The sequence below is a fragment of the Streptomyces sp. NPDC037301 genome, from assembly GCF_055602785.1.
Genome location: NZ_JBVJWD010000018.1, coordinates 42,211 through 58,944, shown reverse-complemented (window position 1 = coordinate 58,944; position 16,734 = coordinate 42,211). Strand labels below are relative to the sequence as shown.

Below are 16,734 nucleotides of genomic sequence, written 5' to 3'. Positions count from 1 at the left end.
CGGGCTCTGCGTCTGAGAGCGACCACCGATTGAGCAACCCCGGCGGCGGGACCCCGCCTCCGCGAAAGCGGCGGCGGTTCAGCCGCAAAGGGGCGCGCGATGGCAGCTGTACGCCAGCGTGCCCAGCAGCAGTCGCGCCTGCGGCGGCGCGGCCGCCGTGTCCAGCACCGGCGGGCGCAGCCACCGGACCGGGCCCAGACCGCCCTCGTCGGACGGCGGGGCGGTGATGTGGCAGCCGGGCCCCAGCGCCCGCAGGTCCAGACCCGCGTCGTCCCAGCCCATCCGGTACAGCAGCTGCGGGAGCTCGGTGGCGGCACCCGGGGCCACGAAGAACTGCGCGCGCCCGGCCGGTGTCACCGCGACCGGGCCGAGTGGCAGCCCCATCCGCTCCATGCGGACCAGGGCCCGGCGCCCGGCCGCTTCGGCGACGTCGAGGATGTCGAAGGTGCGGCCCACCGGAAGCAGCATCGAGGCGCCCGGCACCTGGGCCCAGGCGTCCGCCGCCGCGTCGAGCGTGGCACCTGCGGGGACCTCGCGGGCGAAGTCCAGTGGATGGGCGCCGGGGGAGGGGCACTCCGCCTCCCCGCACGAGCAGCGGCCGGCCGCTGTCCGCGCTCCCGGCGCGACGGCCCAGCCCCACAGCCCTGTGTACTCGGCCACTGCCGTGCACTCGGCCGCACGGCCGCGGCGCCGTGAGCCGGTGCGCATCTCGCGGATGCCGCCGATCGTGAAGCCCATGCCCCCTCCAACGTGTCCGACTCGCCAGTGGTTACGACGCGGAGTCCAATCGTGACGCTCCGTCGTCACTGTCGATCCGTGGCGCGCCGGTGCGCTCGGAGTCCTGCGACATGTTCCATGCGCCCCGTCGTGCGTCACTGCGCCCACTGTTGATCGCCGTGTGTCAAGTGAATCGCGCCCGACGGTGGTGGCGTTCATTCGAAGGGGTGGCGAATGGTGGCGTTTCCGTAATCGCCCTCGCAGAGGCAGTGATCGTAGGATTACCGTCGGTACGCGAACCGTGGAAGTATGTGCGCCCATGGGTATGCCGGAGGCAATCCGATTTCCTGTTCGACCGTGCGCAACCTCCGTATGGGCAGCACCGGTTCAGGGCAATCAGATAGTGGTTCGCGCGACAGTATTCAGCGGATGGGGGCGTTCCAGTGAGTGGCAGCGGCGCAGGCGATACGAATGCCGGTAAGCGCCCCAACGGGCAATTGGGCTCATGGTTCGTGCGCAGCGGCTGGTCGAAGGGCGAACTGGCGCGGCAGGTGAACCGCCGGGCGCGCCAGATGGGCGCTCACCACATCAGCACCGACACCTCCCGGGTGCGGCGCTGGCTCGATGGTGAACAGCCGCGCGAGCCGATCCCGCGCATCCTCTCCGAGCTCTTCTCGGAGCGCTTCGGTTCCGTCGTCGCCATCGAGGACCTCGGACTGCGCGCGGCGCATCAGTCACCATCCGTGTCCGGCGTCGACCTGCCCTGGGCGGGCCCGCAGACCGTCGCCCTGCTCAGCGAGTTCTCCCGCAGCGATCTCATGCTCGCCCGCCGCGGATTCCTCGGCTCCTCGCTCGCGCTCGCCGCAGGACCCGCCCTGATCGAGCCCATGCAGCGCTGGCTGGTGCCCGTCGCCGCCACCGGACCCGCACAGCCGGAGTCGGCCGCCGCGGCCCGCCGACCCTCCCGGCTCTCCAGCCCCGAGCTCGACCTGCTGGAGTCGACCACCGCGATGTTCCGTCAGTGGGACGCGCAGTGTGGCGGCGGACTGCGCCGCAAGGCCGTCGTCGGCCAACTCCACGAGGTCACCGACCTGCTGCAGGAACCGCAGCCGGCGGCCACCGCCAAGCGGCTCTTCCGCTGCGCGGCCGAACTGGCGGAGCTGGCCGGCTGGATGAGCTACGACGTCGGCCTCCAGCCCACCGCCCAGAAGTACTTCGTCCTCGCGCTCCACGCCTCGAAAGAGGCCGGTGACAAACCGCTCGGTTCGTATGTTCTGTCCAGCATGAGCCGCCAGATGATCCACCTCGGACGGCCCGACGACGCCCTCGAACTGATCCATCTCGCGCAGTACGGCAGCCGGGACTGCGCCACTCCGCGCACCCAGGCCATGCTGTATGCGATGGAGGCTCGTGCCTACGCCAACATGGGCCAGCCCAGCAAGTGCAAACGAGCCGTCCGGATGGCCGAGGACACTTTCCTCGACGTCGGGATCGACGGCGAGCCCGAGCCCGACTGGATCCGCTTCTTCTCCGAGGCCGAGCTCAACGGCGAGAACTCCCACTCGTACCGCGACCTCGCCTATGTCGCGGGCCGCAGCCCCACGTACGCCACGCTCGCCGAACCCCTCATGAAGAAGGCCGTCCAGCTCTTCGGCGAGGACGACGAGCACCAGCGGTCGTACGCACTCAACCTGGTCGGCCTCGCCACCGTCCACCTCCTCCAGCGCGAGCCCGAGCAGTCCACGGTGCTGGCCGAGAAGGCGCTGCGCGTCGCCAAGAAGATCCGCTCCGAGCGCGTCAACACCCGGCTCCGCAAGACCGTCGACACCGCTGCCAGGGACTTCGGAGACATTCCCGAAGTCGCCAGGCTCACCGATCTCCTCACCGAGCAGCTGCCCGAGACCGCAGAAGCGGTCTGAGCCGCACCCCAGGCCCCGGCCACGGCGACCACCCCACACAGACCGACTTCGGCTCCCCCAATTGCCAGGTCAGCGGGTGGTCGGCGTGGCCGGTTCGCGTTGCCGTTCCCGTACGGGAGAGTCGTAACCGCACCGTATGCGGCCGCGGCCGCAGAGTAGGCCCCGCCCCGGATGCGCCACGGCCGGTTCATGGCGACGTAACACACCGGACCTCTTCGTCACTATCGCGAAACACCGTGCGGCATCGACGGAAACCGTGCTGGGCGAATCTCATGGCGCATAACCGGCCCGCACCTTTTCCCCAGTGGTCCCGCACGTGGTCCCGCTCTTATCGCCCGCACGCGGCCGCCCCGACGACGAGGAGACGCCGATGCCCCCAGGCATCACGACGCTAGCCGCAGACGCCCCGACGCTGTCTGCCGCCAACACAGGGTTCATGCTCATCTGCTCCGCCCTGGTGATGCTCATGACCCCGGGCCTGGCCTTCTTCTACGGAGGCATGGTCCGCGTCAAAAGCACCCTCAACATGCTGATGATGAGCTTCATCAGCCTCGGGATCGTCACGATCCTGTGGGTGCTCTACGGATTCAGCCTCGCCTTCGGCTCCGACATCGGCTCCGTCATCGGCTGGAGCTCGGACTACGTCGGCCTCAGCGGGATCGGTATCACCCAGCTCTGGGACGGTTACACGATCCCCGTCTACGTCTTCGCCGTCTTCCAGCTGATGTTCGCCGTCATCACTCCCGCACTGATCAGCGGCGCCCTCGCCGACCGGGTCAGGTTCACCTCCTGGGCCCTGTTCATCACGTTCTGGGTCACCGTCGTCTACTTCCCCGTCGCACACTGGGTCTGGGGCGCGGGCGGCTGGCTCTTCGAGCTCGGCGTCATCGACTTCGCCGGTGGCACGGCCGTCCACATCAACGCAGGTGCCGCGGCGCTCGGCGTGATCCTCGTCATCGGCAAGCGCGTCGGCTTCAAGAAGGACCCGATGCGGCCGCACAGCCTGCCGCTCGTCATGCTCGGTGCCGGACTGCTCTGGTTCGGCTGGTTCGGCTTCAACGCCGGCTCATGGCTCGGCAACGACGACGGCGTCGGCGCGGTCATGTTCGTCAACACCCAGGTCGCCACCGCTGCCGCGATGCTCGCCTGGCTCGGTTACGAGAAGCTCCGCCACGGCTCCTTCACCACCCTCGGTGCGGCCTCCGGCGCGGTAGCGGGCCTCGTCGCCATCACACCTTCCGGCGGCGCGGTCAGCCCGCTCGGCGCCATCGCGGTCGGCGCCATCGCCGGTGTCCTGTGCGCCATGGCCGTCGGCCTGAAGTACAAGTTCGGCTACGACGACTCCCTGGACGTCGTCGGCGTCCACCTCGTCGGCGGTGTCGCCGGTTCCCTCCTCGTCGGCTTCTTCGCCACCGGTGGTGTCCAGTCCGACGCCAAGGGCCTCTTCTACGGCGGCGGACTCGACCAGCTCGGCAAGCAGGCCGTCGGTGTCTTCGCCGTCCTCGCGTACTCTCTGGTCGTCTCCGCGGTCCTCGCCTTCCTCCTGGACAGGACGATCGGGATGCGGGTCGACGAGGACGACGAGATTTCCGGCATCGACCAGGTCGAACACGCCGAGACCGCGTACGACTTCAGCGGTGCGGGCGGCGGCGCGGCCCCGCGCACCACGGCCTCCGCAACGGCACCGGGCACGACGGCAGCACCGCAGACCAAGAAGGTGGACGCATGAAACTCATCACCGCAGTCGTGAAGCCACATCGGCTCGACGAGATCAAGGAGGCCCTCCAGGCCTTCGGCATCCAGGGCCTCACGGTCACGGAGGCCAGCGGATACGGGCGTCAGCGCGGCCACACCGAGGTCTACCGGGGCGCCGAGTACACCGTCGACCTCGTCCCCAAGATCCGTATCGAGGTCCTTGTCGAGGACGAGGACTCCGAACAGCTCATCGACGTTGTCGTGAAGGCCGCCCGAACCGGCAAGATCGGTGACGGCAAGGTCTGGAGTGTGCCGGTCGACACCGCGATCCGCGTACGAACGGGCGAACGCGGCCCGGACGCACTCTGACCCACGGTCCCGAAACGAAAGGCAGCCGGGTGACGAGCACCGAAGTGACCACCGAATCCGATGACTCGGAACCCAGCGGCTACGCGGCGGCCCGGCTGCGCCTCCTCCAGGAGAAGGCGCAGTCCGGGCCGCCGCGCCGTGCGGCCCTCGCATCGCTCACCGACGACTGGCTCACCGCGCTGTTCACCGCCGCGGCGGAACAGACCGGCGTCCGCGGCGCCGCCCTCGTCGCCGTCGGTGGCTACGGCCGCGGCGAACTCTCCCCGCGCAGCGACCTCGACCTCCTGCTCCTGCACGACGGCAACGCCGATGCCGGGGCCATCGCTTCCCTCGCCGACCGCATCTGGTACCCCGTCTGGGACCTCGGCCTCGCCCTCGACCACTCCGTACGCACCCCCGCCGAAGCCCGGAAAACAGCCGGCGAGGACCTCAAGGTCCAACTCGGACTGCTCGACGCCCGGCCCGTCGCCGGAGACCTCGGCCTCGTCGTCGGCCTGCGCACCGCGATCCTCGCCGACTGGCGCAACCAGGCTCCCAAACGCCTCCCCGCCCTCGACGAGCTCTGCCGCGAACGCGCCGAACGCCAGGGCGAGCTCCAGTTCCTCCTCGAACCCGACCTCAAGGAGGCCCGCGGCGGACTGCGCGACGCCACCGCCCTGCGCGCCGTCGCCGCCTCCTGGGTCGCCGACGCCCCCCGCGAAGGCCTCGCCGAAGCCCGCCGCGTCCTCCTCGACGCCCGCGACGCGCTCCACCTCACCACCGGCCGTGCCACCGACCGCCTCGCCCTTCAGGAACAGGACCAGGTCGCCACCCACCTCGGTCTCCTCGACGCGGACGCCCTGCTCCGCCAGGTGTACGAGGCCGCCCGCACCGTCTCCTACGCAACCGACGTCACCTGGCGCGAGGTCAACCGCGTCCTGCGCGCCCGCTCGGCGCGCCCCCGGCTCCGCGCGATTCTCGGTGGCGGCAAGACCGCCGCCACCGAACGCACCCCGCTCGCCGAGGGCGTCGTCGAGGCCGACGGCGAAGTCGTCCTCGCCCGCTCCGCCCGCCCCGAACGTGACCCCGTGCTCGTACTGCGCGCCGCCGCAGCGGCCGCCCAGTCCGAACTCCCGCTCTCCCGCCATGTCGTACGCCACCTCGCCACGGCCGCACGCCCGCTGCCGGTGCCCTGGCCCGCCGAGGCCCGTGAGGAACTCGTCACCCTCCTCGGCGCGGGCGAGGCCACCGTCCCCGTCTGGGAGGCACTCGAAGCCGAAGGACTGATCACCCGGCTGCTCCCCGACTGGGAACGCGTCCACTGCCGCCCCCAGCGCAACCCCGTCCACACCTGGACCGTCGACCGCCACCTCGTCGAAGCGGCCGTCCGTGCCTCCTCCCTCACCCGCCGCGTCGGCCGCCCCGACCTCCTCCTCGTCGCCGCACTCCTGCACGACATCGGCAAGGGCTGGCCCGGCGACCACTCCGTCGCCGGGGAGGTCATCGCCCGCGACATGGCGGCCCGGATCGGCTTCGACCAGCACGACGTGGGCGTCATCGCCACCCTCGTACGCCACCATCTGCTGCTCATCGAGACCGCCACCCGCCGCGACCTCGACGACCCGGCGACCGTGCGCTCCGTCGCCACCGCCGTCTCCACCACCTCCACCCTGGAGCTCCTGCACGCCCTCACCGAGGCCGACGCACTCGCCACCGGGCCCGCCGCCTGGTCCACCTGGCGCGCCTCCCTCGTCGCCGACCTCGTCAAACGCGTCGCCGCCGTGCTCGCCGGCCAGTCCCCGGAGGAACCGGAACCCGCCGCACCCAGTGCCGAACAGGAACGCCTCGCCATCGAGGCCCTGCGCACCGGCGAACCCGTCCTAGCCCTGCACGCCCAGGCCGAGACCCCGAACGAGGACGACGAACCGGAACCCGTCGGCGTCGAACTCCTCATCGCCCTGCCCGACCGCCCCGGCGTGCTGCCCGCGGCGGCGGGCGTCCTCGCCCTGCACCGCCTCACCGTGCGAGCAGCCGATCTGCGGGCCGTGGAACTCCCCGCCGAGCTCGGCGAGGGCGAATTTGCCGAACTGCTGCTGCTCAGCTGGCGGGTCGCGGCCGAGTACGGCTCCCTGCCGCAGGCCACCCGCCTCCGCGCCGACCTCGTACGCGCCCTGGACGGCTCCCTGGACATCCGGGCCCGCCTCGCCGAACGCGAGGCCGCCTACCCGAGGCGGCGCGGGGTGAAGGCCCCCCCGCCGAGGGTGACGGTCGCGGCGGCCGGCTCACAGCTGGCGACGGTGATCGAGGTACGGGCGCAGGACGCCCCGGGACTGCTGCACCGGATCGGCCGGGCGCTGGAGCAGTGCGAGGTACGGGTGCGCAGCGCGCATGTTTCGACGCTGGGGGCGAACGCGGTGGACGCGTTCTACGTCACGGATACGGACGGTGAGCCGTTGCCCGAGGTACGGGCCGCGGAGGTGGCCCGGGAGGTCGAGAAGGCGCTGGGCTGAGGCCCGCTGCCGCGCCCACAGGCCCTCGTCCGCCCATGAGAATCGGGCGAGGGCTTTGTGTTTCCCGGGGTCCGGATACCCTTGGGGACGACTGACCTGCCCCGCCCCCGACCCTGAGGACCGACGAGCGCCGTGTTCGATACTCTCTCCGACCGCCTTAGCGCGACTTTCAAGAACCTCCGGGGCAAGGGCCGCTTGTCCGAGGCGGACATCGACGCCACGGCCCGCGAGATCCGTATCGCCCTGCTCGAAGCGGATGTCGCGCTGGCCGTCGTCCGCGCTTTCATCGGCAACGTCAAGGAGCGGGCGCGCGGCGTCGAGGTCTCCCAGGCGCTGAATCCCGCCCAGCAGGTCGTCAAGATCGTCAACGAGGAGCTCGTCGGCATCCTCGGCGGCGAGACCCGGCGGCTGCGGTTCGCCAAGAATCCGCCCACCGTGATCATGCTCGCCGGTCTCCAGGGTGCCGGTAAGACCACCCTCGCCGGAAAGCTCGGCCTCTGGCTCAAGGGCCAGGGCCACTCCCCGCTGCTCGTCGCCTGTGACCTCCAGCGCCCCAACGCCGTGAACCAGCTCAGCGTCGTCGCCGACCGCGCCGGTGTCGCGGTGTACGCGCCGCAGCCGGGCAACGGCGTCGGTGACCCGGTCCAGGTCGCCAAGGACTCGATCGAGCACGCCCGCTCCAAGCAGTACGACGTCGTGATCGTCGACACCGCCGGCCGCCTCGGCATCGACCAGGAGCTGATGCAGCAGGCCGCGGACATCCGCGACGCCGTCAGCCCCGACGAGATCCTCTTCGTCGTCGACGCGATGATCGGCCAGGACGCGGTCAACACCGCCGAGGCCTTCCGCGACGGCGTCGGCTTCGACGGCGTGGTGCTCTCCAAGCTCGACGGCGACGCCCGCGGTGGTGCGGCCCTGTCGATCGCCCACGTCACGGGCAAGCAGATCATGTTCGCGTCGAACGGTGAGAAGCTCGAAGACTTCGACGCCTTCCACCCCGACCGTATGGCGTCCCGCATTCTCGACATGGGTGACCTGCTCACCCTGATCGAGCAGGCGGAGAAGACCTTCAGCCAGGAAGAGGCCGCCAAAATGGCCTCCAAGCTGGCGTCCAGCAAGGGCAAGGACTTCACGCTCGACGACTTCCTGGCCCAGATGGAGCAGGTCCGGAAGATGGGCTCCATCTCCAAGCTGCTCGGGATGCTGCCCGGCATGGGGCAGATCAAGGACCAGATCAACAACATCGACGAGCGCGACGTGGACCGTACCGCCGCGATCATCAAGTCGATGACCCCGAAGGAGCGCGCCGAGCCGACGATCATCAACGGCTCGCGCCGGGCCCGTATCGCCAAGGGCTCCGGTGTCGAGGTCAGCGCCGTGAAGAACCTGGTGGAGCGGTTCTTCGATGCGCGCAAGATGATGTCGAAGATGGCGCAGGGCGGCGGGATGCCGGGGATGCCCGGGATGCCGGGCATGGGTGGCGGTCCCGGCCGGCAGAAGAAGCAGGTCAAGCAGGCCAAGGGCAAGCGCAAGAGCGGCAACCCGATGAAGCGCAAGGCCGAGGAGCAGGCCGCGGCGGCCCGTCGCGAGCAGGCGGCGGCGCAGGGCGGTGCGTTTGGTCTGCCGGCGCAGGAGGACAAGAACTTCGAGCTGCCGGACGAGTTCAAGAAGTTCATGGGCTGATCGCCCGACGACATGCGCAAGGGGCGCCCACCGACGGTGGGCGCCCCTTGCGCATGTTCCTACGCGGCGTGCCGTCCCGGCCGCAGCGGGGTCCAGGGACAGTGATGCGGCGGCGGTGGCGCCCACATCCGCGAGGCTGTCCGCGTCCGGCAGCAGTTCCACGCCGTCCGTGCCGGGCCGGTGGATCAGCACCGGCACGTACTCGCGGGTGTGGTAGGCGCGCCCGATCGTGGGGTCGTTCCCGTGGTCAGCGTTGACGATCAGCCGGTCGCCGGGGCTTTTGAGCAGCGCCACGAGCCCGGCGAGCCCGGAGTCCACCTGCTCCAGGAGGTGTCCGTAGCGCTCGACGCCCCGCCAGGTCGGTCTCCTGGACGTTGGCGACGACGACGCGTCGCCGGGGGCGCGTACCGCTTCGAGGGTGTGGGAGAGCACGTCGGCCGTCTTCACGGCCGGGTGCCGCCTCGCAGGCCAGGATGTCGGCGGCCTTCCCCACCAGGGTGACCGGGATGCCGGCGCGGGCGGCCGGACCGGGGAGCCGGCGGGTGTGGTCGAGCTCGGCGCCCAGGTGCTGAACTTCCAGGCCGCCGTTGCGGTAGAAGCCGGTGGCGGGGGTTTCGAGTCCGACGGTTCCTGCATCGCCGGGGCGCACGAACTGCCTCAGCGGGCCGTCCGCGTGGCCGCCGACCGCGATGACCCGGGCGACGGGCGTGACCGCACGGACGGTACGGGCGACGGCGAGGACTCCGCCGGGGCCGTCGAAGGACAGGTCCTCCAGGCAGCCGGAGGCGTTCCAGTTGATCCCGGGGTCGGCCTCCAGGTTGTCGTGGACGAGGACCGTGCCGCCGACGGCGAGGAGCGGCTTGCCGTCCAGCGGTTCGACGTGGTGGCCGGCCGGTTCGAGGGCGGCGGCCGCCTCGGCCAGATGGTCGGCGAGCCGGGCCACGGTGACCCGGCTGAAGTCGGCGCCCGTCATCGTCTGGTGGCCCGCGAAGGTATCGGCGCCGGGATGGCCGGGCGCGGCGTGGCCCGCGGCGACGGGCAGATGGGTACGGCGGGCGAGGTCCTGGTGCGGGTGGACCAGGCGAGACCCAGCGCGCCGAGCGCCGGCAGACGCAGCGGCCGTCCGGCGTCGTCAAGGGTGTGGGCGATCTCGCTGACGTACACGTACGCGGGCTTCTCGGGCTGCTGCGGGTCGAGGGCGTGCAGCGGGGTGGTGCCGGTGAGAGCGTGGCCGGGTTCGCCGTGGGTGGCGCCGAGTTCGGCGAGCAGCGGGAGGGACGCCATCGAGGTGGCGCCGGGGGCGCTCAGCCTCAGGTGTTCGTGTCCCCGGGCGGCCAGGACTTCGCGGGCCTTGAGGGCGGGCGCGAAGTCGGGGGTGGCGCGGGGGATGCCGGTCGTCGGGTCGCACAGGACGCAGGGGGCGTCCCGCAAGATCTACGTCACCCGACCCGGCGGTCAGTACGAGGGCACGCGCTCGCCCCGCAGTACTTCGCTCTGCAGCCGGGTCGCCAGGGACAGATCGAGTGAGTCCCGGACCGCGGCGAGGGCCTTCGCCCCGTCGGTCCGGCCGATGACGGCGGCACGGGAGTTGCGCAGCGACAGCTCCCGGGTGACCTCGTCGCCGAGCGGGAGCACGTCGACGCCGAGCCCGAGCCGGTCCTGCACCTCGTCCAGGTTCCAGACGGTGGCGTCGACCTCGTTGCGGGCGAAGAGATCGCGCAGCTGCATGTACGAGACCTCCAGCCACTCGATGTCCTTCCGGCCGGCGAAGACCCGCTCCACGAGCGTCCGCAGATCCTCGGATGCGTGGTCGACGGCCACCCGCAGCCCGGGGGAGTCCAGGTCGACGCCGTGCCGCAGCAGCATGCCGTGCGCGCCGACGTAGGTGGCGGGGCCCAGGTCGGCGACCAGCTCCACCGGGTGCTCGGCGATCAGCTGGTCGGCCGCGAAGCGGGACAGGACGACGAGGTCGACCTTGCCCTCCAGCAGCGCGGCCGTACGGGCTCCGGCGCCCCGCATGAACGTGATCGCGAACGGGGTGCCCGCCTCCTCGAAGGCGCTGCGCAACCCGGTCGCCAGGCCTTCGTACCTGCGTGAGTACGGGAGCGGCATCGCGGCGAGCAGCGTGCCGAGTCCGGACAGCCGCCAGAGGATGGAGCGGTCCGAGCGGACGAGGAACGTGCCGAGATGGCCGCGGGCGGTCGTCTCGATCGCCCCGGAATCCTCCAGCAGTTGCAGGGCCGCCTGAACGGTCCCGTTTCCGCAGCCCAGCTCCTCGGCGAAGTCGCGTACGCGGGGCAGGCGGGTGTCCGGCTCATGGTTGAGCAGCAGGACGGCGAGCTGCCGGGCGGCGAGGCCGTTCCGAGTGAGGAAACGGTCATCGAAATCGTTCACGAATAAAACAGTAAACAGGATTCTGGATATTGACAGGGAGTTCGCGAGCGGTTCATCCGTCGGGCGGCGCTTTCCCCCTGTGGGCCCACTGAACGGCTCCACAGGGGGCTTTGGATCGGTTTCTCATCTAATGTCACATTCACTGGCTGTCGGCAGAGGAGCGCGCGTGACCACCCCCGTACCTCCCCGCGATCGAACCGATCAGCCGTGGCGCTCCGAGGGCGCACCGCCGCCCCCGCCGCCGGGCCGCAAGATGCCGGGAGGCTGGGGCGGGCTGCTGCTGACCGCGCTCGCCGTCTATCTGATCGCCAATCTGGTGCTGTCCTTCTTCAACGGGGCACAGGAGCGGACGATCGCGTACACGGAGTTCAGCAAACAGGTCACCTCGGGCAATGTCTCCAAGATCTACTCCAAGGGCGATGCCATCCAGGGACAGCTCAAGAAGGAGGCGAAGGTCCCCGGGAGCGACAAGAAATACACCAAGTTCGTCACTCAGCGGCCTGCCTTCGCGGACGACAACCTCTGGGCCGAACTGGTCAAGGAGGACGTCACGGTCACCGCCGAGCCGGTCGTCCAGCAGCGCAGCTTCCTCGCCAATCTGCTGATCTCGCTGGCCCCGATGCTGCTGCTCGTCCTGCTCTGGGTGTTCATCGCCCGGCGGATGTCCAGGGGCATGGGCGGTGGGATGGGCGGCTTCGGGCGCAAGGCGCCGCCCAAGCCCGTCGAGTTGGAGGGCGGCAAGCGCACCACCTTCCAGGACGTGGCCGGGATCGACGAGGTCGAGGGCGAGCTCAACGACGTCGTGGACTTCCTGAAGAACCCGCAGGCGTACCGGAAGATGGGTGCCCGGATGCCCGGGGGAGTGCTCCTCGCCGGACCGCCCGGCACCGGCAAGACACTGCTCGCACGGGCCGTCGCGGGTGAGGCCGGGGTGCCGTTCTTCTCGGTATCGGCCTCCGAATTCATCGAGATGATCGTCGGCGTCGGCGCGAGCCGGGTGCGGGAACTCTTCGCGGAGGCACGCAAGGTCGCCCCCGCCATCGTCTTCATCGACGAGATCGACACCATCGGCCGGGCCCGCGGCGGCGGTTCCGGCATGGGCGGTCACGACGAGCGCGAGCAGACGCTCAACCAGATCCTCACCGAGATGGACGGTTTCTCCGGTTCGGAGGGCGTCGTCGTCCTCGCCGCCACCAACCGTGCCGACGTCCTCGACCCCGCCCTCACCCGGCCCGGCCGCTTCGACCGGATCGTTCAGGTGAGCCCGCCGGACAGAGGCGGCCGAGAGGCGATCCTGGAGATCCACACCCGGCAGATCCCGCTTGCCGAGGATGTGAACCTGGCCCAGGTCGCCGGTACGACCCCCGGTATGACGGGCGCCGATCTCGCCAACCTGGCCAATGAGGCCGCGCTGCTCGCGGTCAAGCGCCGGCAGTCCGAGGTCAGCCAGTCCGATCTCTCGGACGCCCTGGAGAAGGTCCAGCTGGGGGCGGAGCGCTCACTGGTCATGTCGGACGAGGAACGCCGCAGGACCGCGTACCACGAGAGCGGGCACGCCCTGCTCGGCATGCTCCAGCCGGGCGCCGACCCGGTCCGCAAGGTCACCATCGTGCCGCGCGGCCGGGCCCTGGGCGTCACCATCTCGACGCCGGACGCCGACAAGTACGCCTACACCGAGGAGTATCTGCGTGGCCGCATCATCGGTGCGCTCGGCGGCATGGCCGCCGAGCAGGTGGTCTTCGGCATGGTCACCACAGGTGCGGAGAGCGACCTGGAACAGGTCACCAACCTGGCCCGCGGCATGGTCGGCCGCTGGGGCATGAGCCACAAGGTGGGCAGGCTGACGGCGATCCCGAGCGATGCCCAGCAGGCGTACGGACTCTCCGCAGCCCCGGCGACGCTCGACGCGGTGGACGGCGAGATGCGGCGCATCGTCGACGAGTGCTACGAGGTGGCGTGCCGGCTCCTGGGCGAGAACCGGGACAGGCTGGACTCGCTGGCCGCGGCGCTGCTGGAGAGCGAGACGCTGGACGAGGCCGCGGCCTACCGTGCGGCCGGCATCACCCGTCTGGGCAAGTAGCGGCCGGTGCACACGAGGTTCACGGAATGGCTCAGGTGGTGCACACGAGATAGCGGAAGACGTTCGGCATCCAGATCGTGCCGTCCCGGCGCCGGTGCGGGTGCAGCGCCTCCGCGACCTCTTTGGCCACCTGGTCCCGGTCCGTCGCCCGCACCGCCGTATCGAAGAGCCGCGTCGACAGCAGCCCCCGCACCGCACTGTCCATGTCCGCGTACCCGAACGGGCACGCGACCCGGCCGGAGCCGTCCGGATTCAGACCCGCCCGGCACGCCACTTCTTCCAGATCGTCCCGGCTCCACGGCCGCCAGCCGCCCGTGCGCGGAGCCCGCGACCCGTCGGAGAGTCGGCCCGCCACCCGCAGCACCGGCGCCGTCGCGCACCGCTCCGGCGGACCCCACCCGGTCAGTACGACCGTGCTGCCTCGGGCGGCCAGCGGTACGGCGGACCGCAGCGCGTCCACGAGCCCTTCCCCGTCGCCGGACGAGCAGCCGATCGGGGTGAACGCGGTGAGCAGGTTGTACGGCGTTCCGTCGGCGGGGGCGGCCGCGGACGGATCGCCGTCCAGGAGCCGCGGATGCCCGGCCGGCGCAACGGCGTCGCTCCCCGGACCGGGCAGCAGCCGGGCCCGGGCGAGTGCCAGTCGTTCGGGGTCGGTGTCGACGCCGGTGACGAGCGCCCCGCGCGCGGCCGCGATCAGCAGCGCGAGACCGGAGCCGCAGCCGAGGGAGAGCAGCCGGGTGCCGCTTCCCACTTCGAGCCGCTCGTACACCGCTTCGTACAGCGGTGCGAGCATCCGCTCCTGAATCTCGGCCCAGTCCCGGGCACGGTTACCGGAGTCCACCGGGGTGGCCGTGCGCGCGTAGCTGTGGTGCCGGACGAGCGTTGGTGTCATGGAAGCGCCCCAATCCGCCGAGAGGTCGGTCATGTCCGATCGGTCGTGCCCCGAGTGGATGTCCCCCTGTGCGTGTGCGCCCGCTCCCCCCCCCCGTATGTCAGAGAACTGCGCATCCGCGCCCGCGTCCAGGGGCCTGATGGCAATGCTTGTGTACTCCGGTGGTGCGCCCGTGGGGACGGCCCGTGGAAGCAGGGCCCGTCGCCCTGTGTGGTGGGCGGTATCGCCGTACGATGCGCGCCATGGCAAAGGCACCCGTTCTCACGCCCCAGGCCGAGGACTTTCCCCGCTGGTACCAGGATCTGATCAACAAGGCCGAACTCGCGGACAACGGTCCGGTGCGCGGCACCATGGTCATCCGGCCGTACGGATACGGCCTGTGGGAGCGGATGCAGCAGGAGATGGATGCCCGTATCAAACAGGCGGGCGCCCGGAACGCCTACTTCCCGCTCTTCATCCCCCAGTCTTACCTGACACGCGAAGCCGAGCACGTCGAGGGCTTCGAGCCGGAGCTCGCGGTCGTGACCCACGCCGGTGGAAAAGACCTCGAAGAGCCCGTGGTGGTGCGGCCGACGTCCGAAACGATCATCAACGAGTACTTCTCGAAATGGGTGCAGAGCTACCGGGATCTGCCACTGCTGATCAACCAGTGGGCGAATGTCGTGCGCTGGGAGATGCGCCCGCGGGTCTTTCTCCGTACGACGGAATTCCTCTGGCAGGAGGGCCACACCGCCCACGCCACCTACGAGGAGGCCCGGGAGTACGCGGCGTACATCCACCGGGACGTCTACGCGGACTTCATGGTCAACGTGCTGGGCATCGATGTGGTCCTCGGCCGCAAGACCCCCGCCGAGCGGTTCGCCGGGGCCATCAACACGCTGACGCTCGAAGGGATGATGCGGGACGGCAAGGCCCTGCAGATGGGTACGAGCCATGAGCTCGGCACCAACTTCGCCAAGGCCTTCCACACGAGCTACCTGTCCAGGGAAGGCAGGCAGGAACTGGTCTGGCAGACCTCGTGGGGCTCGTCGACCCGCATGGTCGGCGGGCTGATCATGGCGCACGGCGACGATCACGGCCTCCGGGTGCCGCCGCGGCTCGCGCCCGTCCAGGCGGTCGTCCTCGCGATCAAGGGGGACGAAGCGGTGCTGACCGCGGTCCGGTCCGTCGGGGAGCGGCTGCGCGCCGCGGGGATCAGGACCGAGGTCGACGACCGCACCGACACCCCGTTCGGCCGCCGCGCGGTCGACTGGGAGCTGAAGGGCGTGCCGGTACGGATCGAGATCGGCCCGCGAGATCTGGAGAACGGCACCGCGATGCTGGCCCGGCGCATTCCCGGCGGGAAGGAGCCGGTCGCGATCGAGGCCCTGGCCGCGCTGCTTCCGGCGGTCCTCGAGGAGGACCAGGCGACGCTGCTGAGGGAGTCCCGGAGCCGACGCGAGTCGTCCACCAGCGAGGTCGCGTCCGTCGACGAGGCCGTGGAGGCGGCGGCCGCGGGCGGCTGGGCGCGTATCGACTGGTCGGCCCTCGGTGCGGCGGGGGAGGCCCGGCTCGCGGAGCACGGGGTGTCCGTACGGTGCCTGGTCGCCGAGGACGGGTCGGTGCCGGACGCGGACGATGCCCCCGGTACTGTCGCCCTGGTGGCCCGCGCCTACTGACGCGGAGCCGCTCGGCACCCCGGCATACGGTTTCCGCCTACGCGTCCGGGCGTACAGGTCACTACGTACCACCTTGGTGTGAGCTGTGAGATTTCTCCGCAGATCTGCGCACCCGCCCTCGTCAGGACGCATCAACGGCAACTGACTGGTACGTGCAAATTATTTGGGATGGCCCGGAATCGGAACACCTGGGCACCCGCGCTCGTTGTCACGACGTGAGCACGACACCACCTGTACTTGCCGCAGAGCTGGCGCAGGCGTGGGCCGACATTCAGCGGTACCACCCCGAGCTGCCCGATCTAGCCGCGCCCGAGTCCCTGATCGGAGAGTCCTCGTCCGCCTGTGGCGCCGAGCTCTCCTTCGAACGACTGCTGCACGAGGCAGTCCATGGCATCGCCGCCGCGAGAGGTGTCCGCGACACCTCGCGAGCCGGCCGGTACCACAACCGCCGATTCCTCGCGATCGCCGAGGAGCTGGGCCTCGACCATGCCGAGGAGCCCCACCCCAGCAGTGGCTTCTCGCTGGTCACGCTCAACCCCGAGGCCAAGCGCAGGTACCGCCCGACGATCGAGCGGCTCCAGCGCGCCCTCAAGGCGCATACGGTCGCCACCGCCGCCGACACCAAGCGTTCCTTCCGTGGCCCGGCCGCCCGGCACGGCTCCTCCGGCGGAGGTGTCCGCGTCAAGGCCGTCTGCGACTGCGGACGCAATGTGCGAGTCGTCCCGTCGGTCCTGGCGCAGGCGCCGATCGTCTGCGGTGGCTGCGGAAAGCCGTTCCGTATCCCGGAAGCCGCGGTCGCGGTGGGGTGACCCGATGTGGTGTGGCACAATAGCTAGCT

11 protein-coding genes and 2 pseudogenes are annotated in these 16,734 nt (G+C 70.6%); 8 read left to right on the top strand and 5 right to left on the bottom strand.

Features of this window, described 5'->3' with window-relative positions; genetic code table 11:
* Positions 1-78 precede the first annotated feature (78 nt).
* On the bottom strand, positions 79-738 hold the full coding sequence (locus tag ACZ7IB_RS26810; RefSeq protein WP_470916394.1) for a bifunctional DNA primase/polymerase: 660 nt from the start codon (positions 736-738) through the stop codon (positions 79-81).
* Between the two features lie 422 nt (positions 739-1,160).
* Here ACZ7IB_RS26810 and nsdA point away from each other — a divergent pair, with 422 nt between their 5' ends.
* The 5 genes from nsdA to ffh all read left to right on the top strand — a co-directional run bounded on the left by nsdA (position 1,161) and on the right by ffh (position 8,872).
* A complete protein-coding gene (gene nsdA, locus ACZ7IB_RS26805; RefSeq protein ID WP_383966351.1) occupies positions 1,161-2,636 on the top strand; it encodes a transcriptional repressor NsdA in 1,476 nt (491 codons plus the stop codon).
* Positions 2,637-3,006: 370 nt separating this feature from the next.
* Positions 3,007-4,365: an ammonium transporter gene (locus ACZ7IB_RS26800; protein WP_470916392.1), complete on the top strand. Its 1,359-nt coding sequence runs from the start codon at positions 3,007-3,009 to the stop codon at positions 4,363-4,365.
* On the top strand, positions 4,362-4,700 hold the full coding sequence (locus ACZ7IB_RS26795) for a P-II family nitrogen regulator (RefSeq protein ID WP_093899110.1): 339 nt from the start codon (positions 4,362-4,364) through the stop codon (positions 4,698-4,700). Before ACZ7IB_RS26800 ends, ACZ7IB_RS26795 begins: the two co-directional genes overlap by 4 nt.
* A 29-nt stretch (positions 4,701-4,729) precedes the next feature.
* Positions 4,730-7,189: a [protein-PII] uridylyltransferase gene (locus ACZ7IB_RS26790; protein ID WP_470916390.1), complete on the top strand. Its 2,460-nt coding sequence runs from the start codon at positions 4,730-4,732 to the stop codon at positions 7,187-7,189.
* Positions 7,190-7,321: 132 nt separating this feature from the next.
* Positions 7,322-8,872, top strand: coding sequence for a signal recognition particle protein (gene ffh, locus ACZ7IB_RS26785; RefSeq protein WP_470916388.1), 1,551 nt, complete (start codon positions 7,322-7,324; stop codon positions 8,870-8,872).
* A gap of 39 nt (positions 8,873-8,911) precedes the next feature.
* On the opposite strand, the pseudogene ACZ7IB_RS26780 reads toward ffh, so the two are convergent.
* The 3 genes and pseudogenes from ACZ7IB_RS26780 to yhfZ form a co-directional block, all read right to left on the bottom strand.
* A pseudogene (locus tag ACZ7IB_RS26780) lies at positions 8,912-10,000 on the bottom strand (phosphopentomutase); the annotation flags it as partial.
* A pseudogene (locus tag ACZ7IB_RS26775) lies at positions 9,989-10,291 on the bottom strand (YhfX family PLP-dependent enzyme); the annotation flags it as partial. The pseudogenes ACZ7IB_RS26775 and ACZ7IB_RS26780, both read right to left, overlap by 12 nt.
* Positions 10,292-10,327: 36 nt before the next feature.
* Positions 10,328-11,266 (bottom strand): GntR family transcriptional regulator YhfZ, encoded by a 939-nt coding sequence (gene yhfZ, locus ACZ7IB_RS26770; RefSeq protein WP_470916386.1) that lies wholly within the window; start codon positions 11,264-11,266, stop codon positions 10,328-10,330.
* 166 nt (positions 11,267-11,432) lie between these two features.
* Here yhfZ and ftsH point away from each other — a divergent pair, with 166 nt between their 5' ends.
* A complete protein-coding gene (gene ftsH / locus ACZ7IB_RS26765; RefSeq protein ID WP_470916384.1) occupies positions 11,433-13,346 on the top strand; it encodes an ATP-dependent zinc metalloprotease FtsH in 1,914 nt (637 codons plus the stop codon).
* Positions 13,347-13,377: 31 nt separating this feature from the next.
* On the opposite strand, the gene ACZ7IB_RS26760 is transcribed toward ftsH, so the two are convergent.
* Entirely contained in the window at positions 13,378-14,238 is an 861-nt protein-coding gene (locus ACZ7IB_RS26760) for a methyltransferase domain-containing protein (RefSeq protein WP_470916463.1), read from the bottom strand.
* A gap of 242 nt (positions 14,239-14,480) precedes the next feature.
* Here ACZ7IB_RS26760 and proS point away from each other — a divergent pair, with 242 nt between their 5' ends.
* Together proS and ACZ7IB_RS26750 are read left to right on the top strand one after the other, a co-directional pair.
* A complete protein-coding gene (proS, locus tag ACZ7IB_RS26755; RefSeq protein ID WP_470916382.1) occupies positions 14,481-15,896 on the top strand; it encodes a proline--tRNA ligase in 1,416 nt (471 codons plus the stop codon).
* A gap of 215 nt (positions 15,897-16,111) precedes the next feature.
* A complete protein-coding gene (locus tag ACZ7IB_RS26750) occupies positions 16,112-16,705 on the top strand; it encodes a hypothetical protein (protein WP_030928573.1) in 594 nt (197 codons plus the stop codon).
* The last annotated feature ends 29 nt before the right edge of the window (positions 16,706-16,734 follow it).